Source organism: Flavobacterium luteolum (assembly GCF_027111275.1).
Taxonomy (GTDB): Bacteria; Bacteroidota; Bacteroidia; order Flavobacteriales; family Flavobacteriaceae; genus Flavobacterium; species Flavobacterium luteolum.
Genome location: NZ_CP114286.1, coordinates 3,348,826 through 3,373,723 on the forward strand (window position 1 = coordinate 3,348,826; position 24,898 = coordinate 3,373,723).

The 24,898-nt window shown below is 35.7% G+C and carries 21 protein-coding genes; 15 read left to right on the forward strand and 6 right to left on the reverse strand.

Annotated features, from left to right (window positions below):
• Positions 1-48: 48 nt before the first annotated feature.
• Positions 49-675, forward strand: a complete 627-nt coding sequence (locus OZP10_RS14290) for an Abi-alpha family protein (protein ID WP_281631463.1) — start codon at positions 49-51, stop codon at positions 673-675.
• 32 nt (positions 676-707) lie between these two features.
• On the opposite strand, the gene OZP10_RS14295 is transcribed toward OZP10_RS14290, so the two are convergent.
• The 3 genes from OZP10_RS14295 to OZP10_RS14305 all read right to left on the reverse strand — a co-directional run bounded on the left by OZP10_RS14295 (position 708) and on the right by OZP10_RS14305 (position 2,675).
• The gene (locus tag OZP10_RS14295; RefSeq protein WP_281631464.1) at positions 708-1,157 is read right to left on the reverse strand and encodes a hypothetical protein; all 450 of its coding nucleotides are present in this window, start codon (positions 1,155-1,157) and stop codon (positions 708-710) included.
• 121 nt (positions 1,158-1,278) lie between these two features.
• Positions 1,279-1,848: a hypothetical protein gene (locus OZP10_RS14300; protein WP_281631465.1), complete on the reverse strand. Its 570-nt coding sequence runs from the start codon at positions 1,846-1,848 to the stop codon at positions 1,279-1,281.
• Positions 1,849-1,952: 104 nt separating this feature from the next.
• On the reverse strand, positions 1,953-2,675 hold the full coding sequence (locus OZP10_RS14305; protein ID WP_281631466.1) for a hypothetical protein: 723 nt from the start codon (positions 2,673-2,675) through the stop codon (positions 1,953-1,955).
• Positions 2,676-3,105: 430 nt separating this feature from the next.
• Here OZP10_RS14305 and OZP10_RS14310 point away from each other — a divergent pair, with 430 nt between their 5' ends.
• Positions 3,106-4,986 carry an SIR2 family protein gene (locus tag OZP10_RS14310; RefSeq protein ID WP_281631467.1) on the forward strand — a complete coding sequence of 627 codons (1,881 nt, stop codon included), beginning with the start codon at positions 3,106-3,108 and terminating at the stop codon, positions 4,984-4,986.
• A 365-nt stretch (positions 4,987-5,351) separates the two neighbouring features.
• Here OZP10_RS14310 and OZP10_RS14315 read toward each other — a convergent pair whose 3' ends face one another.
• The 3 genes from OZP10_RS14315 to OZP10_RS22680 are packed head-to-tail and all read right to left on the reverse strand — an operon-like array spanning position 5,352 to position 7,023.
• Positions 5,352-6,284, reverse strand: coding sequence for a HipA domain-containing protein (locus OZP10_RS14315; protein WP_281631468.1), 933 nt, complete (start codon positions 6,282-6,284; stop codon positions 5,352-5,354).
• On the reverse strand, positions 6,281-6,598 hold the full coding sequence (locus tag OZP10_RS14320; RefSeq protein WP_281631469.1) for a HipA N-terminal domain-containing protein: 318 nt from the start codon (positions 6,596-6,598) through the stop codon (positions 6,281-6,283). Before OZP10_RS14320 ends, OZP10_RS14315 begins: the two co-directional genes overlap by 4 nt.
• Entirely contained in the window at positions 6,595-7,023 is a 429-nt protein-coding gene (locus OZP10_RS22680; RefSeq protein ID WP_349293733.1) for a helix-turn-helix transcriptional regulator, read from the reverse strand. The genes OZP10_RS14320 and OZP10_RS22680 overlap by 4 nt, the downstream gene beginning before the upstream one ends.
• A gap of 408 nt (positions 7,024-7,431) precedes the next feature.
• On the opposite strand from OZP10_RS22680, the gene OZP10_RS14330 reads away from it, so the two are divergent.
• The 13 genes from OZP10_RS14330 (at position 7,432) to OZP10_RS14390 (ending at position 24,744) form a co-directional block, all read left to right on the forward strand.
• Positions 7,432-7,935: a helix-turn-helix transcriptional regulator gene (locus OZP10_RS14330; protein ID WP_281631470.1), complete on the forward strand. Its 504-nt coding sequence runs from the start codon at positions 7,432-7,434 to the stop codon at positions 7,933-7,935.
• The gene (locus OZP10_RS14335) at positions 7,932-8,576 is read left to right on the forward strand and encodes a nucleotidyl transferase AbiEii/AbiGii toxin family protein (RefSeq protein ID WP_281631471.1); all 645 of its coding nucleotides are present in this window, start codon (positions 7,932-7,934) and stop codon (positions 8,574-8,576) included. The genes OZP10_RS14330 and OZP10_RS14335 overlap by 4 nt, the downstream gene beginning before the upstream one ends.
• Before the next feature lie 193 nt (positions 8,577-8,769).
• A complete protein-coding gene (locus tag OZP10_RS14340) occupies positions 8,770-9,915 on the forward strand; it encodes a hypothetical protein (protein ID WP_281631472.1) in 1,146 nt (381 codons plus the stop codon).
• Between the two features lie 439 nt (positions 9,916-10,354).
• The gene (locus OZP10_RS14345) at positions 10,355-11,290 is read left to right on the forward strand and encodes a hypothetical protein (RefSeq protein ID WP_281631473.1); all 936 of its coding nucleotides are present in this window, start codon (positions 10,355-10,357) and stop codon (positions 11,288-11,290) included.
• Positions 11,291-11,346: 56 nt separating this feature from the next.
• Positions 11,347-11,913 carry a Crp/Fnr family transcriptional regulator gene (locus OZP10_RS14350; RefSeq protein WP_281631474.1) on the forward strand — a complete coding sequence of 189 codons (567 nt, stop codon included), beginning with the start codon at positions 11,347-11,349 and terminating at the stop codon, positions 11,911-11,913.
• Positions 11,914-11,978: 65 nt separating this feature from the next.
• Positions 11,979-12,713, forward strand: coding sequence for an SDR family oxidoreductase (locus OZP10_RS14355; RefSeq protein ID WP_281631475.1), 735 nt, complete (start codon positions 11,979-11,981; stop codon positions 12,711-12,713).
• Positions 12,714-12,724: 11 nt separating this feature from the next.
• Positions 12,725-13,522 (forward strand): DJ-1/PfpI family protein, encoded by a 798-nt coding sequence (locus OZP10_RS14360; RefSeq protein WP_281631476.1) that lies wholly within the window; start codon positions 12,725-12,727, stop codon positions 13,520-13,522.
• A 272-nt stretch (positions 13,523-13,794) separates the two neighbouring features.
• Positions 13,795-14,232, forward strand: a complete 438-nt coding sequence (locus OZP10_RS14365; protein ID WP_281631477.1) for a heme-binding protein — start codon at positions 13,795-13,797, stop codon at positions 14,230-14,232.
• 162 nt (positions 14,233-14,394) lie between these two features.
• Entirely contained in the window at positions 14,395-15,135 is a 741-nt protein-coding gene (locus OZP10_RS14370; RefSeq protein ID WP_281631478.1) for a peptidase associated/transthyretin-like domain-containing protein, read from the forward strand.
• A 1,584-nt stretch (positions 15,136-16,719) separates the two neighbouring features.
• Entirely contained in the window at positions 16,720-19,947 is a 3,228-nt protein-coding gene (locus OZP10_RS14375; protein ID WP_281631479.1) for a SusC/RagA family TonB-linked outer membrane protein, read from the forward strand.
• Between the two features lie 16 nt (positions 19,948-19,963).
• Positions 19,964-21,670 carry a RagB/SusD family nutrient uptake outer membrane protein gene (locus OZP10_RS14380; protein ID WP_281631480.1) on the forward strand — a complete coding sequence of 569 codons (1,707 nt, stop codon included), beginning with the start codon at positions 19,964-19,966 and terminating at the stop codon, positions 21,668-21,670.
• Positions 21,671-21,867: 197 nt separating this feature from the next.
• Positions 21,868-22,488: a hypothetical protein gene (locus OZP10_RS14385; RefSeq protein WP_281631481.1), complete on the forward strand. Its 621-nt coding sequence runs from the start codon at positions 21,868-21,870 to the stop codon at positions 22,486-22,488.
• Between the two features lie 528 nt (positions 22,489-23,016).
• Complete coding sequence (locus OZP10_RS14390) at positions 23,017-24,744, forward strand: cellulase family glycosylhydrolase (RefSeq protein WP_281631482.1); 1,728 nt, start codon at positions 23,017-23,019, stop codon at positions 24,742-24,744.
• Positions 24,745-24,898 lie beyond the last annotated feature (154 nt).

The following is a 24,898-nucleotide window of genomic DNA, read 5'->3' on the forward strand; positions in this document are numbered from 1 at the left end:
CGAGTAACTTGGTTGTAAAACTATAAATTCATGTTAATCAAATTAGATATGGAAAATGTAAAGGTTGATATATCTTCAACAGCAATTGAAAAAGGAATAGATTTAATCGCTGGATTTATTGAAAAACTTGCTGGTTCCTCATTGGAAGAAGCCGGCCTATTGCTTGCTGACCACGTCAAATTACGACGCTTAAAAAATCAAATAAAGATATTCTCCAGTGCAAAGAAAATTGCCGAAGAAAATAATTTTAAGATTAAGCAAATAAACTTAAAAATGCTTGTTCCTTTATTGGAATTTTCATCACTTGAAGAAGATGAAACGCTTCAGCAAAAATGGTGTAATCTCATCGTGAACTTCAGTGATGAATCTCAAAATTATGAATCATCAATTTTTCCATTTATCTTAAATCAATTATCATCAAGAGAAGTAATGGAATTGGATAAATTGAAGCTAATTGAACAAATTGAAGTTAATCGACAGAAAAGAATAGCAAGTACTAAACTTTCAGACATTGAAATTTCCAACCTTATTCGTCTGGGAGTACTTGAACGCATTATTATTGAAGGTTTTCCGTTTTATGAGCCCGACGGTTCCGTATATTATACCGTTTCTGCACTTGGTAAGGAATTTATAAATTGTTGTTCGAATAATAGAAAAAATAATGGTGTCAATTGACACCATTATAATTTTGTTTTAGATCATGATCATTAAAGCTCTTGTAAATACAAATTTAGTTTATCTTTAAAAAACTTTGCAGATATGTCATCTTCGAAAAAATCCGCTACATATAAATTTTTAAATAGTATTTTCATTACGGGAATAGCGTCAACGTCCTGGAACATTACTTCCTTTATATATTTTAATAGAGGAATTAAATATTGGTCTCTATCATCGCTGTATTGACTTTCAAAGTCAAAAACTTGATTAATCAAATCAGATAGCATTTCGTTATGTAAAACATTACCATCCATCTGGTTCAGTGGACTTAAGGTTTTGGAATTGCAATCAAAAGACAATTGTAATCCTGTGGCTCCTGATACATTTTTAGTAGCAGCTTGAGCAAATTTCTCAGCTATTAGAATTAAACTTTTGATTTGAACATTTTGGACTGAAGAATTGGGATGTATATGCATGGTAATATTACTTTTTCCAAACATAAGAATTAAATATCATTTATTGTAGGTATAAGTACCTGTTGTTAATTTTTTCATCAACTATGAGGCATTAATTTTTTAGTTCCTGAAACGGAAAGTCAAAACAAACTGTTTGTGGAAAATCTTATTGGTTTTTGTCTCTATTTATTAATTTATCATTGGGTTTAAAATACATTGTATTGAACAGACCAGCATCAATTAGTACCAAATGATTTGAATTTACAAGCTGAATTATGTAAGTTGTAATCATATTTGGGGCCGATGGACCAGTTGTTAGTTTTGTAGTGTGGCTTTCCAATAACAGCAAATCTATTCCGTACTTCGTTCCTTCGATTTTCCACGTGCCTCTGTCATTTGATATGTGGTTTGTTTTGAAACCCGATTCAAGAGTGTAATTTCCATTAGTTTCGAATGTTATTGTTCTAATCATCTCAGTATTTCTGTCTGTACAGGTACCATTGTTAATTGAGATGCTATCACATTTTTCGCCATCTCGGCCTACATCTTGGTATATTCGCCAAGTTGCAATAATATTTGTATGTGCTTCTAAGTTTCGGGTGGAAAAAGAAGTATTTTCAACTATTGAATCTTTCTTGGCCAACAAGTGAACGGGTTTATCATTGATGTTATTCGTTCCTGTTTGATTACAGCTGATTATAAATGGAATTAATAGTATTGTAAATAAATTTCTCATCTTTTAATTTTTTTCATTTTAGTTCTTTTAAGGTAGTCATTTGATCGCTCACAATTCCAGCTTTCAGAATTTAGATTCGTTTCCTATAGTTCAAGATTTAAATTTTATTTTTTATTGATTATTTGCTTTTTTATGCTTGCAATATCTGATTTGATTGTATCAATATCTTTTTGGATATCAGACTGAAATGAAAGTGATTTGTCAATATCTGCAGTTGATTCCTCTTTCTGCTTAAATTCTAGTTTCATTTCGTGCATAACTTCATTATTTTTAGTTACACCTATACCTGCACCAATCTTCCATATGTTGAATGTTAGGGATCCATCTCCTTCTACAGTAATAGAATAAGTTATATCAATGGTAAAGGATTCCTTTTTGAGGTCTGCGAATTCTTTGAGATCATTTTCGAATTTTTCAGCAGCGCCTATTATTGCATCAGATAAATGTGAAGCACTTTTTCCTATACTAGGCGGAGCATTCTTTGCCTCGGGTTTTTTCATTATAAAAGTATAGCCAAAACTATTTGTAGTTTCCTTCGACCCCGAACCTGCAAAAATTAATACTGCGACATTACCTGCTACTTTAGTTTTATTGGTAACCGTAAAAGTTAACTCGGCACTGCTAATTTCTATATTTTTAATGCCTTCTCGTTCAAGCCTTCTCATCGCTTTGGCGTACTCTAATTTTAATAGTTCAGTTATTTCCTTAAGAGGATATTCTTCTGCTGATTTTTCAGAGTTGTCTTGAATGACGGGGGAAGATGGTATATTTCCTGTTTTGCATCCTAATACCATTAAGGCAATAAATAAAAATGGTAAATTTTTCATAGAAATTAATTTTAAGTTAAATCAATATATAATGGTATTTAGTCAATAGTCAGGTCAATGGGAAAAATCTGGTTTACTAAATGTTTAAATTTAAAAAATGAATACCTGTCTACATTATTTTATTTGCTATTTGGCATTTAGAAAAAATGTTGATTTGGCTAGTAGGAAAAGAAGATTAAAAAAATATGAATTACTGGAGGTCTTTTTTGCAGTAGTAATTAATAGTACAAAAGAAATTGAATGTGCAAGAAAGATGTTAGGTCTAAATTAATAAAAAGATAAGTTTTTCCGTGTAAAAAAACGATTAAATACCGGTTAAATCCGTTGTATTGTAAGTTTTGTTATTAAGATAACATTTGGTTATTTTTGATGACTAAACTAAAGATGAGCAAATAACTAATAAATAAAAACCTATATAATTTTTATAACCATGGCAAGCAAAAGAATCTTTGAATTAATAAGAAAGGAGGAAGTCGTTTTATTTGCAGGAGCGGGAATGTCAAGATATGCGGGATTTCCATCCGGAGGTGAACTGGCCGATATTCTTCACAAGAATCTTTCAGATGATATAAAAGGCGATGTAGAGCATACTTGGAACCTGCCAAAGCTCTGCGAGGATATTTTTTTACTACAAGGAAATAAGAGTTATCTTATTGATACATTAAAACAGGAATTCAAAAAAAAGCCAAAAACAACTGAGACTCATAAACTGCTTGCAGGTATACCACATTTCCGAACTATTATTACAACAAATTATGATACTTTAATAGAGCTGGAAAATGATCGCATTGAAGTAATAAGGACAAGTATAGATTATGCCAGTGCAAAAAAAGATGAGCAGATGCTATTTAAGATCCATTCCGACTTCAGTGATATAGAAAATATTATATTGACCAGTTCTGACTATCTAAATTATTTTACGCAGCAAAGCGAAAGTACGGTATTTTGGAATGCTGTTAAGGATCGGCTTGCATCCAATCATATATTATTTATTGGATATTCTCTGGATGATCTGAATGTTCAGGATATGATTAAGAAAATAATATCGCAGCTGGGCGATTATAAAAAGGAAATGTATTTCGTCGCTCCATCTCTAGATCGTGTTAAGCAGGCATTTCTGCAGAAGCATAACATTAAACATATACAATCAACAGGAGAGGATTTAATAAAGGAAATAGACGAAGATATTAGGCAAAATTTTTTACCAGACCTTGCAAAGGGCATAGGAAAAGCAGATACAGCATTGAGCTTTGCAAATGCAAGGCATCTTGGCATTGAGCTGAAGAAGGGAGAAACGGGCATTGATATTGGAAATGTCAAGTCGCTAGATGAAAATAGTGCATACCATATAGATCTTAAACTAAAGCTTGAAGGAGACAAAAAAGACCAATTTTTTAAATTTATAAATAATAAAACCTTCGATGAAATCAATTTGGAAGGTGAAGTGCTTCAAGAGTTAAGTTTTATGATGAAAGATCTTCGGATCAGAAATGAAGAAAGTATTTCGCGTATGACGCTGCAAAAGAGGCCCGCATTTAATTGCAAAATAAACATTGCTTTTGAAGACGATTTTGAAGTAGATGATTATCCGTTTACCTTATCCGCAATCAGTCCAGAAGTAAATGAGAGTCACTTGAAGATTGTTGCTAATGGATTTACATTACTTATTAAACTGAAATTTGATCCAATAAATGACCAGAACCGTTTTAATATGGAAGTAATTCCGCCTGATAATATAAAAAGTACGAACATAGGACTTGATTTCTATAAGATTTTGTCTAGAATAACTTCTAATTTAAAATTTAAGATTTTCAGAGAAGGGAAACTATTTTTTGCTTCGGAACAATTTCCTCTTCCTTTTACAAAGGACGCATTTGAGGCTGATGCTTTTTTAGATTATTTCAGTAATCTTAAAAAGATTGAGAAATTTTTTAATAAGAAGTTTTTAGATATAAATCTTCAAAATGCAAATAAGGAAGGTGTCAATCTGCTGCTGGCAAAAGCTGATAATAAAGCTTTAATGTATGATTTTAAAGGCGTTAGGGTTACTGCAATAGATGCAAATGAACTTGAGGTCTTAAAGTGTATTGGAAATAGTGAACAAGCTTTGGTTTTTGCTGATAAGAAAGAAACTGCCGTTAAACTGCATGGTGAAGAATTTGATCTTGAATTCATACAGGACATTATTGAGGAACCAGTTATTTTGAATCCAGAAGTTTTTGAAAATTACAATAATGAAGATATTATAATTGGAAGTAAAACCAACAAAATAATACGAAGGTTTTCAAAAGACAGACTTGACCCATCATAGCTTAGGATTTTAAAGATGTTCTACATTATTGACCAGTTAAAGCTTGAATAATCCGATAGGGAACTTCAGGAATGATATGAATGTTTTTGAAACAATTGTAAGATTTAAAAGCCTTTAAACAATAGTGTTTAAAGGCTTTTGTTTTTAAATTTTCTTTTGTTGAAAGCTTCATCTAGTACACGAAGATGATTCGCTACCTGTAACAAAAGCTCCAGCAAATAGTTATGTGAACAGTACTTAATAACAGACATTACGAAGTACAGCTTTTCGAAATTTTAAGTTTTCGAGTTTTAGTAATTTTCGTGGAATAAATACGAAAAACTTTCGAAACTTTCGAAAAAATACAGGATATTACTTTATTAATTTCAGCTATTCAGCATTTCGATTCTGGTCGAGATTAAATTGATCAGCTTTTCCTTTTGCTCTTCAGGCAAGAAACTGTTTTCAATCCACCAGACGGCTTTGTTTATTCTTTTTGAAAATATTTTATACGTGTTCTCGATTTGTTTTTCAGTAAGTCCCAAGCTTTTTCCCAATATTGCAAAATCGCTTTTTCGAAGCTTGTTCCTCTTTCCGTTAACAGCCAGGCTCAATTGTTCGTTTTCATTTGGGATTACCAGATAGGTGCTCACCAGGTCATATGCAGGGCTGATAGTAAAAAGTCCATCTTCCTGCTCCAGCATTGAAAAGTTTTTTAAGTGCATATCTGCATTGCCGGTAACAAAACTAAACACAATTATTTCAAAATATCTGAGAGAATCTAGACCCGCTTGGGAAGAGTACTGCCTGATAGTTTTTCCTGTTTTTTCATGGCTTCCTTTGTATTTCCCCTCGGTCAGGGTTTCGGTAAGCTGGCATAGATCTTCACAGGCTAATTTCTGTTCATCATTACGGTCGAAGCGTTTAGTTAAATATGCGAGATTTCCGCTAGGCAGTCTCACTAAGCCATGGTCAGCTGTTTTTATTCCGAAAAGCTGTGCCAGATGCATGCACAAATCTTCATTTTCTGGCAGTGATTGATGTGTGTCACTTTGTGGCTTGAAAATATAATTGCTCTTATTATCAATTATTGTAAAACGAATATTATTTTTTCTGCCTTCCAACCAGAGGCTCAATTTAGGCTGAACTCCGGTTACAGCGGCTTTTGTATCAATTATTTCTTTGGCGTATGATACAAGTTTTTTGTCGTCTATTTCGATTTCAGGCATTTTTTTAATGCCAAAAGTATTTTGCAGACATTTGGGATGAAAATCAATTTCATCATCAGGTAGTTCCTTGTAGCAAAGCAGGCATTTCATGAGTTGGTGGTTATGCTTATATCGCCGATACAGTCTCGGCAAAGAGTTAGTAATAAGCTCATTCGGTCTCTCGCATTAAGTTTCCAGTTCTCTATGGCAATTTCAAGAAGCCATCCTTCCGGTATTAATCCGTCAAAAAAGGGGATCATATTTTTGTCAGTAAAAAATTCAGTTCTTAATGGCAGCGTTCTGCTTACAGGACCATATTTTGGCGATTCTAAGTATTTTTCATCATATTGAAAAAAAAATCCATTTTCATCTTCCCAGATAGTTCCTGCAAATAAATCTTTTTTGTAAACGTTTCCTCTTTTCATATCTGTTCTTCTATTTCTTGGATATCGTCATGTTGGATTATCTCTGCTGTATAATGTTTTAAGTTATTGTTTATAATGTGGTTGCTGGAGATAAATTCCCATCCTGAAATTGTACCTTCCTTGGGGTCTAAAATTTCACTCAGTAACATTCCATATTTTGAGACTTTGTTCTTTAAAGTGATTTTGACACTTTTGTTTAGATAAGTGCTATATATTTGATATGGATTTAAAGTCTGCCTTGTAGGTGTGAGTTCAAAGCCGAATAATGAAAGGACTTGTTGGACTTTATCAAGCTGTACCGTTTCTTTACCCTGTTCCAATTCGCGGATAAAGCGCAGACCAACACCGGCTTTTGCGGCCAACTCTTCTTGCGTAAAACCGTATCTTTTACGGTAGTACTTAATAAATGGAGATAAATTGCTCATTTTCTATACCTTTTCGGGTATAAAAATACAATATTTTTTTTAAAAAGTCCCGTAAAGGTATAAAATTTTTAAAAAGTTAAAGAAAAGTCCCTTTCGGGTATATATTTTGGAATTTGTGCATTAATGATCCCGATCGGGTATCTTTTGCGGTATATATTAATTTTATTAATCTTCCAATCCCTTATAATATCAGTGTTTTCAGTCTGTTTTTGCTTTTTATAAATTCAAAAATGTAAGGGTTGTATAATTCTTTATAAAAAGCAAAAACAGACTAGGCGAAGTTAGTTATTATTTTTTAAATTTTCAAGTGTCAAAATGCCTAGTTTTAAAAATTGACCGTTAAATTATTGATTGGTATTTAGAGGTTTACGTTTGTTTTGTGTAAACAAATTTGTTTATATTTGTACTGTGGAAAAGAGTTTTGAAAAATATAAAGGAATACATCCTGGAGCAGTAATTAAACGTGAGCTGGAAAAAAGAAAACTGGCACAGCGCCCTTTTGCGCAATCTGTTGATGAATATCCGCAGACTTTAAATGCTATCATTCAGGGAAAAAGGAATCTTAACACTTCCACGGCCCTAAAGATTGAAAATGCGCTTCATCTAGAAGAAGGCACACTTATGATTCTACAGGTGTATTTTGATATTGAAAAAGTAAAAGAAACCAGTGATTCTTTTAACAATCACCCCAATGTTACAATATTTAGAACAAGTTTGTTCTGGGATACCGATATTCATAAAATTAAGTGGGAAAAACAGTATGGGGCAGTTATCCAAAGAGTTTTTGAACGCGGTAATATCAGTGAGAAAAAAGAAACAGTACGTTTTTATGGATCTTCCAGAATAAGACCAGTGCTGAAAAAAATGAAGGAGGGCAAAAAAAGCAGATCAAGTAAAATTAAAAAACGATGATTCATTGGGAGACAGTTAATGAACTGCTAAAAGAAAGCCTTTTGGAACTAATGAACGCAGAAGAATTCAAAGATTTTCGTTTAGTCGGAGGAACTGCTCTCAGTCTGCATATGGGCCACAGGATTTCCATCGATATTGATCTTTTTACAGATAGCGAATACGGTTCAATTGATTTTGAAGCCATTGAAGATTATCTGTTTGCAAATTTTGCCTATGTAGATACTGGCTTTGGAGGGATCGTTGGAATGGGAAAATCTTACCTGATAGGGTCAGATCCTGACAACACTGTAAAACTTGATGTCTATTACAGCAATGATAGCTTTCTGTATGATGCGGTTGTAATTGATGGTGTACGGCTGGCTGTAGTAGAAGATATCATTGCAATGAAATTGGATGTAGTTTTGTATGGGGGACGCAAGAAAGATTTTTGGGATCTTCATGAACTGCTTCCTGATTATCAAATATCTGATATGCTTGAACTACATAAAAAGCGTTGCGAATATACGCATGATAGAGATATTATCTTAAGCAATTTTGTGGATTTTGGTTTTGCTGACGCTGATTTAGACCCAATATGCCTAAGAAAAAAACACTGGGAGTTCATAAAAGAAGATATTCAAGAGGCAGTTAAAGCTCACTGATGAAAATTGGGATAAAGTACTTCTAATTATACTACAGCCTTTTCTTCCATAGTAGAATTCTATTAAAATGCATTTAAAGTTTTAAAAACTATCAAAGCAGTGCCTTCGTGTGTGGAATGCTACATTATTTTGGCAAACTAATTTTCGATCTAGGCTGAACACTAATATATAACTGATTAAAGCTTGTAAAATTATGTACAAAAATCCATATAAATCTTTATCTGTAATTGATGAACTAAATTCTATATATTCTAAAACTAATTCCTTAGATCTGGCATCAAAACTGCGAACAAGTACAATCACAAATATGTGGGCAGAACCAAGAGAATCTATGGCAATCAAGGCCGCTTTTGGAAGTATATCACAGATGATGGCATCTATTGACAGAGCGCCACAGGTTCAAAACAGTGTAATGGCCGCTTTCGGGAGTATCTCGCAGCGTACAGCCGCAATGCTGAGCAGTTATCAAAAGCCAGCATCTATGGTTAATGCTTTAAGTTCATTGAGCAATTCTTTTGCATTAATGAATGGGACATATTCAGCCGCTAATAGCTTAACAGCTGCTTTGTCCATTCAAAAAGGTCTAAATCTGCGACAAAGTGCAGGAATGGATATCTTCAGGGCTTACGATATATCTAAAAGTTTAGTTTCAGTACAGGCAGGGCAATTACTGAAGCAGCATAATCCTTTTAGAAATGAAGTATTTCCGAATTATGAGGCAGATTTTGATACAGCAAACGAAGAGCTCAACATGGTGTCAGCTTCCATTCGCAGGTATGCAGCAGATATTGAGAATGTCCTTTCGGAGTTTGATGAAATTGACGAAGATGAGCTCTATGAAGTAAAACTGAATCTTGACAAGGCAATAAAGCAGGATTTGGCAGTTGGAACTTTGGTACCTCTGACGCTTTATGTTTTGGAAAAGATAATGGAGAATTATAACGCAATATTCCAAAAGCTTGCTGCTGCAGAAAACTTTAGTGAAAACTATCTGCAAGAAATACTTCGTTCTACAAATCCTGATTCCGAACAATTTTCAGGAAAAGCATGGATTTTTATGCTTATTCTTACCACTTGGGCGACAACGTGCAGTTATGAGTTCGTTAAAAGCAAATTTAACGCTAGCAAAAACTTAGAAGGATTTTCAACGGATGTTTATACAGCAGAAAGCAAAAAGGTATTGGAGAAACCACATGGCAACAGTATAGAAATCTGCATAATCCCTAAATCTACTAAAGTGCAGTTGCGTCAAATTAAGGGACAGTACATATACATCGGATTTATCCACGAAAACAAGTTTAAGACTGGTTGGACAAAAAACGAAGATTTTACCAATTAGAAAAATTGCACATATTTAAAGGCAATATCGTGGAGTCGACCATACCCTAACTCGTCATATTTCCTGTTACGCTTTCCAACTACTTGATTAGGTGTAGATCATTTTTTGATGCCTTTAAAAGGTGAACTGATAGATGTTACGCAATACGATAGAAGGGCGAACGCTTTTTGGGCGCTGCAATTTGCTGCATTTCCTGACTTTCTATCTTTTTTCTTTTGAAAGTACTTTTGTTAATGTTTACATGTACCTAATATTTTTTCGGTCTGAGTGCATGCTAACAGGATTTACGTATCCAATTTTTGAAACAACATTAAAATTAATAATCACTACGCAAAATAATTGCGTACTTTGAACATAATTTCGCTTGTAAAAGAAAGAGATCGTAATGGCAGCTTTTCTTTATAAAACTATTTGACAACTTATTAAAACTGAAAACATCATGAAAATTCATTTTGAAAAGCCGGTAGAAATACAAGATACAGAGATTTATAAAAAATTTGAAATTGAGTATTCTCTAAATTCTCAGTTTCTTGCAGACTTTACTAATTTGAGAAACTTTAGCGGAAGAATTATTAGTTTTATAACAGATAAAAAATGTCTTACCTTTCATGCGCATCTGCTGGAAAACTCTGTAAAAACAATGCAGAGCATAAAGCTGTGTTGTTCAATTGGAAGCTTCGCTGATGCAAATAGTCTTATCAGAAGACTGCGAGATGATCTGCTATTGTATGTTTATCTACTTTCCATAATTAACCAGCGGGAACCGTTTACTAAAAAATCTCTTGAAAACCTTAAGATAGATGATGCCGAGAAATTTGCAGAAAGCTTTCTGTCGATGGAGTTCAATACGGTGCTAAGCGCAGATGAACAGGCAGTTGAAGCATGGCTGACAAGTTCGGTTGAGACGCTGCCACCTGATGTAAAAAAGAAGCTTAGTTTTGCCAATTATATGCAGGTGCTAAGAAAGGATGAAAAGATAAAAAAGATCTTAAATGATTATAATCTTAAAGATTACTGGGGAATTTTGAGCGCCAGATTAAATAATTACATGCACAATAATGGAATTAAGTATACGCTACATAATACTGTTAGAGGGCATGACAAAGATTTGGAAATTTATTTGCAAAATATAAATATTAGGATTTCATACATTCTGAGCATTTTTTTAGTTTTAATCAGTATGATCGATTCAGCGCTTATGTGTTCCGGGGAAATAGAGGATTATATGGACATGGGGCTTGAGCCTCATGAAAACTGTCAATACGAAATAGCGCCTTTCATTCAAAATTACATAGATGAAAAGGTGGCGAAACTGCATCCGGAATTAAAGCAGTATCTTAAAGATAACAATAACTACGGAATGATAATAGATTAATGAATTGATAAAATCGAACGAACTTTACTTCGAAAAGTAGTTGTAATATTTAAAGGATGATAGGACTCAAGAAATATATAGAAGAGCAAATTCATTTTAATGAAGAAGAATTAGATGTCTTTACTTCTTTATTTGATGAGGTCTCTCTTAAAAAGAACCAATACTTTGCTACCGAAGGGGAGTTTTCCTCTAAACTCGCATATATTTCAAGCGGTGTAATGAGGGCATTTTATCGCGATAAATCGGGAAAGGAGTATAACAAAACATTTTTTACTTCAGCAAGCTTTGTTGCCGCTTATTCATCTATTACAAGCGGAGAGAAAAACTTGATTAACATCCAATGCTTAGCAGACTGCATTTTATTGGTTGCTGATTTCAAGCAAATAAGTTCTCTCTATCCAAAATATCCTAAGATTGAGAGTCTTGCCAGAATTATTGCTGAATATAAATTCTCCATTAAAGAGAAACGCGAAATTGAGCTTGTGACTCTTGAAGCGTCTGAACGGTATGAAATCTTCAAAAATGAACATCCTGGTTTAGAAAACCTGATCAGCCAATATCATATTGCTTCCTACCTAGGAATTTCTGCCACTCAGCTTAGCAGAATTAGAGCCAAAAGGTAAAATCTTTACATATGTAAATGCTTTTAAGAATCCTTCTAGTGAAATTTGCTGTAAATCTCACTAGAATGAAAATAAGCGGAAATAAAATACTTATAACCGGTGCTACCTCGGGAATTGGCAAGGCACTGGCAGAGAAATTTTGCCAATTGGACAACATTGTTGTTGCTATAGGCCGCAATGAAACGCGCCTCGAGGAGCTTTCAAGGCATGATGGCCGAATGATCCCATTTAAATGCGATGTTTCATCTCCATCGGATATTAATGCACTTTTGAAATTTTTGAAGAAAGAGCACCAGGATTTGAATGTATTGATCAACAATGCTGGCATTCAATATGATTTAAGATTTGATGATGAGAGATATACCGCCCAGAGTATTGACGCGGAAATAAGCACCAACATAAGTGGTCCAATTAAACTAATTTTCGGTTTGCTTCCGATATTGGAGAATAACCTCAATTCTTCTATTGTAAACGTTTCCTCAGGGCTTGCGATTGTACCTAAAGCAAGTTCTGCAGTGTATTGCGGCACAAAAGCGGCGATTCACATCTTTTCAAAATCATTGAGGTACCAACTAAAAAACACTAAAGTTTTTGAAATAATTCCTCCCTTGGTTGATACGGAAATGACAAAGGGCAGGGGTAAAGGAAAGATTGAGCCACATATTCTGGTTGAAGAATTTATAAAGGCGTTTAGGAAAAACAGATATGAAGTAAATATTCATAAAGTGAAACTATTAAGAATCATCAATAGAATCAGCCCAAAATTAGCGGAGGCACTAATAAAGTCTAGAACCAGTTAAAATCAATAAGTATGGCAAAAATCCTTATAATCTTAATCTTAGCGGTTACAAACAGTGTCTTTTCGCAAAGCAAACGAATATTGTTCATTTTGAGTTCAGCCGACATACTGGAATTGAATAATGGCGAAAAATCGAGACAGACCGGCGTATTTTTGAACGAGTTTTATCTGGCATTTAAATCGATAACTGACTCAGGGTATCCGGTGGATTTCGCTACTCCAAGTGGGGATATGTGCTCAATAGATCCTGAGGGGATAAAAGACAAGTACTGGGATAAAAATCTGGCTTTAAAAAGAGAGGCTGAAAATTTTATTGCTACAGACAGTATTTTCAGGCATCCCATATCGCTCGATGAGGCAATTTCGAGAAAAACGGATTATATAGGACTAGTCATACCTGGAGGACAAGGTATAATGGTTGACCTGAAAAATGATATCCGAATCCCAATGATCTTGAAATATTTTGCGATGGAAAAGAAGCCGACTGGGCTAATTTGCCATGCGCCAAGCCTGCTTCTTACAATGCCAAAGGAAGAAAATCCATATATTGGTTTTAATGTGAATTCAGTTTCTCCGGTTGAGGAAATTGTAATTGAAAAATTTATTATGAAAGGCAGGCCAAAAGAGAGAAGGATAGCATGCCAATTGAAAAGAATTGGTTTAAGATACAAAAGCGGGCTCCCAAAGTCAAATTATGCGGTAAAAGACAGAAATTTAGTAAGCAGCCAGAATCCTTTTTCAGGAACAGTCTTCAACAAACTTTTCCTGCAAGCTTTGACAGAATACATGGAGTCCAGCTTGTGCAAATAGGCATTAAGGGTTAGTTGACCGATAGAAGTTAAGAATCGATTTTCAATATTTTCTAAAGCATTGGTCTGCAGACAATAATGGCGTTGCTTAAACCGCGAATTCCATGGTTTTTCTTATTAATAAATTCTGTTATTTGCATTTTTTTTATGGATAAGCCGCATTTTGTTCTAGAAATATTTAAATATTCATACAATTAATTGATTTCTTGATCTAGTTTAATGAATTTGATAATTTAAAAGCTAATCTTTACCAGTCAAAATAAGGCAGTAGATATGAACGACGAAATACTAAGATTAAAAATTGATTTAGGCTTGTTAAATATATTCACGCTTATTCCCAGTTACATGGAATGTAAAGAAGATAAGAAAGTTTCAAACGGAAATGTGGCGGTATGTATTATCGATCAGAAGGGATCTATTTATGGACGTATGTACTGCAGCAATAAAGTGCGAAGGAGAAACTCATTTAAACTAGCTTGGCTAAAAGCAAGCCAGGTCTGGCTCACCGGGGTTCAAACTGGCTTTTATGAAAAACTCTATTTTAATGACGTGGTTGATGATGATAACGGGGTTGAAGCGCCAGATCTTGTGGGATGGAAAGGAGGACAGCCCATAACGCTTTCCGACGGCACATCACTAAGCATTGGATTTAGTGGGTTCAGGGGAGAAAGCGATCTTGAAATTGTTACAGAAGCATTTAAGGATATTTAGAAAATATTAAAACAATGCATATTTGATGGAATCTACATGTGGTAAGTTGTATTTGATACGCTTATTTTAGAACGATAATGTTGAAAAATGTACTGTGATCTTCCTAATAAAACCTTTTAGAGTAAATTAGGTCCAAACAGATTCAATTAAGCCAGGCCTAAAATGAGTAAAGAAGTAATGAATGTAATTTTTGCCTTTTCCTTCGTGTTTTTGTTTTCCATTCCGATGATAAGAGGACAGGAAATTCATGGAAAAATGCTTAGTGGATTGATAATTTCGGATTCGATTCCGCTAGAGGGAGCTGTCATTACTAACCTGAACAGCAAATTGCAGGCAGTTTCCGATCATAGTGGCCGTTTCTATTTACACGCTAATAAAGGTGAAAACCTAAGTTTTTCTGCTTCAGGGCTCAAGACGATAACAGAACTTGTCAACCAGAATATGCTGAACTCTGATCCTTATACATTTTATATGGAAGCAGCGGCCAATGAGCTAAAAGAAGTGATTATAAAGCAATATCCGGAAATTAACGCTGAAAAACTTGGCATAACTAAACCTGGGCAAGTTAAATTTACGCCGGCAGAAAGAAAACTATATTCCGGTTCTTCTGGAATAGTTGGACTTATTAATTTATTTTCAGGTGAATTAAAAACATTGAAAGCGAATGTAAATGTAGAGAAAAAAGAAAATTCGCTGCAGAAACTTGACCATCTACTTGAAGATAAGTATTACACGCAGGATTTAAAAATACCTGCTGAACTTATCAAAGGCTTTAAGTATTACTGTATTGAAGATGATGAATTTGTCAAGACCCTGCGTTCAAAGGACAGATTCGTGTGCATGTTTTTAATTATCGAACTCGCTTCTGAATATAACAGGAAACGAGCCGAAATCAACGAGTAATATTTTGCGGCAGAAATTAATAGGAAGCATTTATTGCTCCAAAATCTGCATTTTGCCCGAAAGCGCTGCTGGATGAAAAGCAGACTCATTTTATTTTTAACACCCCCGATTTTATTGGTCTGAATCTTTATGCCAATTGCTTTCCTACTTAAAATTTGTACTCAAGCAAATTTGATATATGCGTGAACTTTATCAGATTGTGCTGATCTGTTGGTTGTCGGTAATCTTGTATTTACAAACTTTGAAAGAAATGTAATCCTCTTTTAAATTTTAGATTTCTCGTAATCCTCGTTTTATTTTAACCTTATTTAAGGTTCAAGAGAAAATTTTCTAACTCTTTAAGCGCTATAGGAATTCTATAGCTTTAACGTTTTGCATTTTCAGAGCTTATTTTCAATAGGTAAAAATGATCTTTGAGAATTTAAATACTCTAAGAAGAAGGGATTCTTGAATTCGGTTTTATAATTTGTTACATGTCCCATAATTTAATGCTTAGCTTATAATAAATACAGCTTAACGAAAATTTCCACTCTGATTGTGCCCTGTTGCAAATGTCGGAAGAGAATAGGAAGCGTTTCATTGCGGTCCTTGAACATGCGCCTTTTATTTCTTCCTTTTTTCCGGCACTGGGTTAATCGAACCTCTAATTTGCATGTCTCTCGAAAGAAGCCCAAACGATGAAAATATAGATTTTGGGACAAGTGTGCCTGTTTATATTTGTTATATGGGAAGATACAATTTTATGAGCCATCTAATTGGAGTCTCTTCCATTTCTTCTTCTTAAATACATTTTTATTTTATGCTTTTTTTTTTTATACTTAGTAAATAGACTAGTATTGAATAGCAGTTACAGAGCCAGCAAAATCTTATTTGCTGGTTTTTTTATATCTATTCAGAATTAAAATTCATCATGCGAAAAACCCTTTTGTTTGATTGTTTATTCCCAGTTAAAAATATTCAAAATTTGCAAAATTAATTGATTGCCATTTTTCTGTAAAGCAGATTAATCGTAGGAAATTTATATTAAAAAGGGAGGAATTTAACTATTATTTTGTCTAGATTTTATGACAACAGTCTTTAAATGTAGTCCAATTTTCGATTTTTTAGGTTGAAATTTGGCATTCTAATTTTTTATTGCATTTATTTTTACGATTAATAAGAAAATAAGCATAAATATTAAGAAAATGTGAAATTATTATTATCATAGTAGCTCAGTTAAAACTTTATTAAAAATTTTCCAATGAATGATTTGGTACTGGTTAATTCATTAAATAAAACTTATCACATTCCAAAATTTGCTGATAATTCAATAATAGTGACTTATCATATTTTTTGGCATCATTTTTTACAATTTTATTTGGTTATACATTTTGATGTGTTTGTATAAAGTGCTGTATAATAGGTTATTATTTTCTTTTTGATGTGCTTGTGTATAGTTTTTTAAATGTATTTTGATGTGTTTTTTTATAGTTTTGGTTTTGTTGTGTGATGGGTTTTTGACGTGAATTTTTTTTCAGAGGCGGTAATTTTTATCCTATATCATTGCAGAAAATTACTAATCACTTAACCAAAATTATTAGAACAATGAAATTAAGAAAATCACTTATTTTTTGTATTTCGTCTCTACTGTTTTCAGTTATCGGAATGGCGCAGGATATTACGATAAATGGAACTATAAATGACGACAGTGGATTACCCGTCCCAGGCGCAACAATTCAAGTCAAAGGATCAAAAAAGGCGGCTGCCTCCGACTTCGATGGGAAATTTCAAATTGAAGCACCGTCCAACGGCGCACTTACAATTAGTTTCGTAGGATTTACTACAGTTACTGAAGCTATCAGCGGAAGAACCAAATTAAATATAGTATTGAAGGCAGCTACCCAGAGTTTGAACGAAGTGGTTGTGGTAGGATACGGTACGCAGAAAAAAGGGTTAGTAACAGGTGCTGCCTCAAATTTTAAGGGTGAGACCCTAAAAGAATTAAATACCGGAACTGCTGTTGAAGCGCTCCAGGGTATTGCTGCGGGGGTCAATATAACAAGAAATAATGGAGCTCCTGGTGCCGGTACAAAAGTTAACATCCGTGGAATCGGAACCAATGGAAATTCAGATCCCTTATATGTGGTTGATGGAGTGTCTGTTGGAAATATTGATTACCTGAGCCCTTCAGATATCGAAAGTATAGACGTACTGAAAGATGCTGCGTCAGCTGCCATTTACGGTTCGAGAGCTGCAAACGGGGTAATTCTTGTGACGACTGTTAAAGGTCGCAAGGGAAGACCAGCACGCATCAGTTATGATTCTTATTTTGGAATCCAAAATGTATATAAAAATCTTGATCCGCTTAATGCGCAAGAGTACATGTATATTATGGATGAAGGACGTGTTAATGATGGACTGGCACCTAATGACTGGAAGGCCATGCTGACTCAAAATGACTGGTTACAGCGAAATTACCCAGGAGCGGGAACTCAATACGGAAACGAAATATGGGATAAGCTTCAGCAGGGCTGGAAAGGCACAAACTGGATAAATGAAATGACCAAAAAAGATGCACCAGTTGTAAACCACTCGCTGAATTTTACAGGAGGAAGTGAAGACATTACTTACTCTCTTGGTATTTCATACTTCGACCAAGATGGTATTATTGGTGGGAATATTGTGGATGCGGGTTTTAAAAGGCTTACTACAAGGATGAACACCCAGATGGTGCTAAAGAAAAATGAAAGCCATAGCATCATTACAATAGGTGAGAATCTTACTTACACAAATTCTACGAACCGCGGCGTTTCAACTGGGAATATCTACGGTAATGACCTTCACAATGCATTGGTTCAGAATCCTTTGATGCCTGCTTACTGGCAGACATCGAAAGACAGGAACATAGATCAGTTCGGGTATTCTCCGACTTTGGACGGGCTAGCGCCAAACCAGACCAACCCTTTGGCAGTTATGTTCTACAGAAGCAATTACAACTATCCAAAAAACAACAGTATCGTTGGAAATGCTTTTCTTGAGGTCGAGCCGATTCTAAACCTTAAGTTCAGAACCGTGTATGGAGTCAATTCATGGTTCGGTTACAGCAGATCGATGAATCCGATCAGCCATTTGGGGGTATATTTTGACGATGCTCTTGAAGGCGCATCACAAAGCCAGTATATGGGAATAAATACTACATGGACGAATACGGTTACTTATAGCAAGCGCTTTGGAAGCCATAATTTAACAGCAGTAGTGGGTACTGAATTATTGCAGAATGACCTAAACACAAATGTCAATGCATCACGAAATGGTTTGAAATTCCCAGGAGATCCTAAGTATGCCTACTTGGACAATACTTTGCCTGTTACGTCAATAAATGATATAAGCGCCGGTGGTATGGATTATGCTGCAGGGGGCGGAGGTATTATGTCATATTTTGCAAGAGCGCAGTATGATTACAAAGAAAAGTATCTTTTATCTGCTACAATGCGTGCTGACGGATCTTCAAATTTTGCTAAGGACAACAGGTGGGGGTATTTCCCATCAGTATCAGCAGGATGGGTAATTACAAAAGAAAATTTCATGGCAGGAACTTCAAAAGTGCTTAATAACCTTAAGCTAAGAGGAAGCTGGGGTCAAAATGGTAACGAAGCAATTCCGAACTTCCAGTACTCGTCGACAATCTTTTATGCTTTCCCTGGATACTTTTTCGGTGATACAAAACCAGTTTCTGGAACAACGGCGTATCCTGCCAGGGTAACCAATCCAGACATCAAATGGGAAACGTCTGAACAGTTGGATTTTGGATTAGATGCCGCATTATTTGACTCAAGATTGGGTGTCACTTTCGATTGGTATAAAAAAACAACCAAGGACTGGCTGGTACGTGCTAAAATTCCTGGAACAGCAGGTGCGGGAGAACCATTTATAAATGGAGGAGATATTCAAAATAGCGGTATTGAATTTTCTGTAAACTGGAAGGACAAGATTGGAGATTTTAAATATGGAGTTACTGTAAGCGGAGCAGCGAACAAAAATAAGATTACAAAAATTGCTAATTCTGACGGAATTATCAATGGACCATCTAATGTTCTTGCTCAAGGGACATCATTTATCTCCAGAGCTGAGGTTGGTATGCCGATAGGATATTTCTATGGTTTTAAAACTGCAGGTATATTGCAAAACCAAAAAGAAGTTGATGCATATGTCGGTCCTGATGGCAAACCATATTTTAGCGGACAAAGACCAGGAGACGTTCGTTTTGTTGACCAAAATAATGATGGTGTGATCGACGAAAAAGATAAAGTTTATTTAGGAAATCCAAATCCTGATTTTGAATTGGGTATACAGTTAAATTTTGAATACAAAAATGTTTATCTGAATACGACATTGGCTGGAAAATACGGAATGCAGGTTATGCAATCTTACCGTTCTTTCTCAGATATGCCAAAGCAAAATTATACAAGTGATGTATTTGATCGCTGGCACGGGGAGGGAACTTCAAACAAAATGCCTCGTTTAAGTTCAGTGTCAAATAACAATACAAATCTGCTTTCTGATATATATATGCAAAATGCTGATTATTTAAGAATCAACAATTTAACACTTGGGTATAATTTCAAAGAAATATTTTCTGACTTTAAGTTCATTTCTAATTTGAAATTTTATGTCGCTGTAAACAATCTTTACACATTTACAAAGTATAAAGGTATGGATCCTGATGTTCGATTTGGAGGAGATGATGGAAATTTCCCTTGGGCAAGAGGAGTTGATTTAGGATTATACCCACAGGCAAGAACAGTTATGTTCGGATTAAATGCTGATTTTTAATTTAAAGACAACGAAAATGAAAAATATTAAATATTTAGCGGCCGCTGCAATACTTTTTACTGCTTCAAGCTGCGACGATTATCTAGACACGGATAATATTACCGAGAAAAGTTTAGAAACTTATTATAAAACACCTCAGGATATAGATGAGGCAATGGCAGGGGTATATAATGCAATCTATACCAACAATGTACATAGTGAGGAGCAGATTGCTGCGAACCTCATGGATAACATGATGCTTGGAGGGGGTGGCCCTGATGATAAGTCTGCTAAATATGTGGACAGCTTTGTTGATCCTCAAGAGGACACCTACTATGATATGTGGGGACAGTCTTATAAAGGAATTGCAAGAGCGAATGCTATTATCGAAAAAACAGAGGCAGCAGATTTTTCAAAGTATTTTCCAACTCCCGCTGAAGCTCAGGATTTTAAAAAACAAGCGATCGGTGAGGCATTATTCATGCGCGGATTCTTTTATTTCAGACTGGCAAAATTCTTCGGAGGCGTCCCTTTGATCACAACGATTGATGGCGTAAAAAATGGTCCTAGAGCTTCTTACAGCGACACTTTTGCCCAAATTGCTTCAGATTTCAAACAGGCAATTGAAACAATGCCGGCCACACCATTTACAAGCATTCCAACATCGAGATATGGTCATGCAAACAAATGGGTTGCTGAGGCATATCTGGGCCGTGTCTTTCTATTTTATACAGGATACATGACTAATATTGAAAAACAGGCAACGACTGAGTTGCCAGTTGCTGGGGGCGCAGCGCTTAACGCAACACAAGTTGCGGCCTATCTTCAGGATTGTATTTCAAACAGCGGCCATAAGTTAGCCTCAGATTTCAGAAACCTTTGGCCATACTCTTATGTAAACACAAGTGCAAAGGCTAATGTACTTCCATGGGCGACAACAGAGAAGCTGGCATGGGTAGGACAAGATGGCATCACACCTACTTTTGGTACAGGGAATTATGAGTCTATGTTTGTTCAGAGATTTTCATTTGGAAATTGGGGATGGAGCAATGGTAATATATACACCAACAGACTTGCATTATTCAATGGGATCAGAGGAAACTCAATGGTACCTTTTGGAGAAGGATGGGGATGGTGTCCGGTTAATCCTAAACTGTTCAGCGGATGGCCTGACGAGGATCCTCGAAAAAGAGGTTCTGTCCTAGAAATGGGCAAGGCTGAACAGGGAACAGCAAGTTATGTTGGTAACAAAGGTGACCACGAAACAGGACTTTACAATAAAAAATATATTTCGCTGCAGCACGATAATGGAGCAGGAAGTAACGTAGGTATGTTTGTACAGATGTACGCCTGGACTAATCCGGACATACAGCTTGCGCATGCACAGGATTTTATTTTGATGCGTTTTGCTGATGTTCTGCTTATGCATTCTGAAATTACGCAGACTCCAAGCGGTATGAATGCAGTAAGACAAAGAGCAGGCTTAGGACCTAAAGGATATTCTTTGGATGCAATAAAAGAGGAAAGGCTGCACGAATTTGCTTTTGAAGGGCTTCACTGGTTTGACTTGATCCGATGGGGCGATGTAAATACTGCTTTTGACGGAACAGTACCGGTTAAAAATTCTGGTGTAGCGGCAGACTATTCTGTTAAGTACAGACCTGAAACCAAAGGTCTGGTGCCGATTCCTGAAACTGAGATGAGGTTGTTGAATGGAGTGTATACACAGAATCCAGGCTGGTAATTTGATATTAACTTATAATAAATATAAATATGAAAATTCATAGACTAAAATATTTTCTTATTGCTTCGTTTATACTGATTTTTTCAGCATGCGATCCAATTGTTGATGAGGAGCATTTGACCAATTCAACAGATGTGGCGGGAGTTAAATTAACAGCTGTCCAAAGTACTCCGGGTGGGAATAAAATCACTCTTAATATGGAAACGCCTGGGGTCACAGGCTATTGGAATTATAATTTAGGAAAGGCACTAACAAATGAAGTTACGTTTGTTTATCCTATTCCTGGAAAAAACACCTTTACATTCGTGGGCACGCTTGGGGGTGAATTTTTTACCAAGACCATTGATGTGCAGGTAAATCAGCTGGATGTTGCTCTTGATCAAGACTGGTATGATTTGGTCAGCGATAACACAGCAGTTGGCAAGACATGGGTTTTTGACAGACAGGGTCCTGGATCATTATGGTGGTTCATGTCTCCGGGAGGAAATCCAGAAGGAGCAATGACTGCTTGGTGGAATGCAGGAAACGATGCGCCTCCGGTTGATGCAGCAGGTAAGATGCATTTTGACCTGAACGGTGCTGCTAATTTCAGCCATTATACAACTGCAACATCAACGCCGGAGAAGGGAAGTTTTGTACTTGATGTGGCAAATAAAAGATTAATGGTTTCAGGCGCCGCAAAAATGCTGGGATCAGCTGCCGGAAATGCAGACGGGGTTTATTCTATTGTTACGCTTACTGAAGACAAGATGGTACTGTATTTAAATAACAGCGAGGCATATGGAACCGGATGGACATTCGTGTTCAAGGCCGAATAGCAACAAAAATCAGATTTGAAAAAGTAGATTAATATTTTCACTTTTTTCTCATCAACCAATCATTATAATTGTTTCATTTTTTTTATAGGTCCTGCTTTTGTTTTTTTCAAATTCTTTTGTCTTTCTGAAAAAGTGCACTAAGATCTGAGATGGAAAAGCGAACATGGCAGGACTCTTAAAGGCAGATTTTACTGCCTAGGATGAAATTTAAAAAGTCAAATTTTGAGTTTGAATTAAGTTAGTTTAAGTTAGTTTACCCAAATAGCCCGTATTCATTTGATTATGGGCTATTTTTTAAGTCAGATGACACCAGCTTGCGATAGGATAGCTGCCGGCTTTCTAAATTAATCTGCAAAATAAACTCTATTAGTATTTTCTATGCCGGAAGGCAATTGCAGTCTTTGAAAGCTGAAAATTATAATTGTACCATATGGCATAAATTGTATTCTGCCAGTAAAGCAAAATGCAAGATTCAGAGGGATTCTATAATTCTCTCTATAATAGCAATATCATTTTAAATCTTTAAACATGAAAAGAATAGTTCTACTATTACACCTGATGATGTCCTTGTCGTTTTTCGGACAGGGATTTCTTCACAGAGACGGACAGAAAATTGTTGATGGAAAAGGGAATAATGTAATACTCAGAGGTCTGGGCATTGGAGGCTGGATGGTGCAGGAAGGATATATGATCCAGACGCAGCCTTTTGCGAGCCCTCAGTATCAGATTAAACAAAGAATCAAAGACCTAGTCGGGGAGCAGGGAACAAAAGAATTTTATGCATCCTATATTGCAAACGGTCTTACAAAAAGAGATGTCGATTCTCTAAAAGCTTGGGGATTTAATTCAATACGTCTGCCAATGCACTATAATTTATACACTCCGTCAATCCAAGAAGAAAAAAATGGAGAAAACACCTGGATTGAAGAAGGGTTTGCTTTAACTGACAAGCTTCTCAAGTGGTGCGCAGACAATAAAATGTATCTTATCCTTGATTTGCATGCCGCTCCCGGCGGACAAGGAAACGATGCAGCGATTTCAGATTTAGACACCACAAAACCCTCTCTTTGGGAAAGTGCAGAAAATCAGAAAAAAATGGTTGCCTTATGGAAGAAACTTGCTTCAAGGTACAGGGACAGTCCCTGGATCGGCGCTTATGATATCATAAATGAGCCAAACTGGAATTTTACAGGCACCAATAAAAATGGCTGCGATGAGAATTCGAATGGCCCCCTTCGCGATCTAATGGTTGCGGTTACTAAGGCGATTCGTGAAGTCGACAATAACCATATCGTGGTGATTGAAGGAAACTGCTGGGGTGGCAATTACAATGGAATCTTTCCGTTATGGGACGATAATATGGTAGTGAGCTATCACAAGTATTGGAATTTTAACGATAAGGAATCCCTTGAAAAAATGCTTGATACCAGAACACGTTATAATGTCCCTATATGGGTGGGAGAAAGCGGCGAGAACTCAAATGTGTGGTTTAGGGATGCCATTAAGCTTATGGAAAGCCATAATATCGGATGGGCATTCTGGCCGATGAAAAAAATTGATAACACTGCGGGAGTAACTTCAGTTACCAAGATTCCTGAGTATGATGTTATACTGAAGTACTGGAAAGACGGTGGAGAGAAACCTTCTCCAGAATTTTCAAAAAAGGCATTAATGAAAATTGCCGATAATTATAAGATGGAAAATGTTACGGTTAAACCTGATGTTATTGATGCCATGTTCAGACAGGTGCAGTCGGATGATTCCAAACCATATAAAAAGCACATTGTTCCGGGCAGAATTGCAGCAACTGAATATGATTTAGGTACAAATGGAGTTGCTTATTCTGATAATGATTTTGTCAATTACAGTTCATCTGGAAAACCTGGGGAGTGGAACAAGGGAAAATCCATGAGAAATGACGGTGTGGATATATTGCCATGCGGTGATACGGGGTCCAACGGATTTCAGGTTTCATTTATTGAAGATAAAGAATGGCTTCAGTATACAGTGCAAGCGGGAAAGGAAGGAAACTATAGTGTTGCAGTTCGTTATTCAAGCCCGGAGACGGAAGGAAGACTTCGTATTGAACTTGAAAACGGAACCGCATCAGAATATATTTCACTGCCTTCTACTGCAGGCAAGGATAAATGGAAAACTGCCGTTCTTGCCAATATCAAACTTAAAGCTGGAAAAAACAAAATTAAAGTCGTGTTTGAAAAAGGCGGTTTCAATCTGAATTATCTGGATTTCAAGTGAGAACGAAAAAACAGTTCAAAAAAGTAAATTTTTTAAATAGCGTCCTTTTAAAATCTATTTTTTGAAAAGGCGCGTAAAACTTTTGTAAGCATCCCCTGCTTCACGATGTTAATTAATTAGTAGTTTTTGATATTTAAAAGTCGGGGTGCTTTTA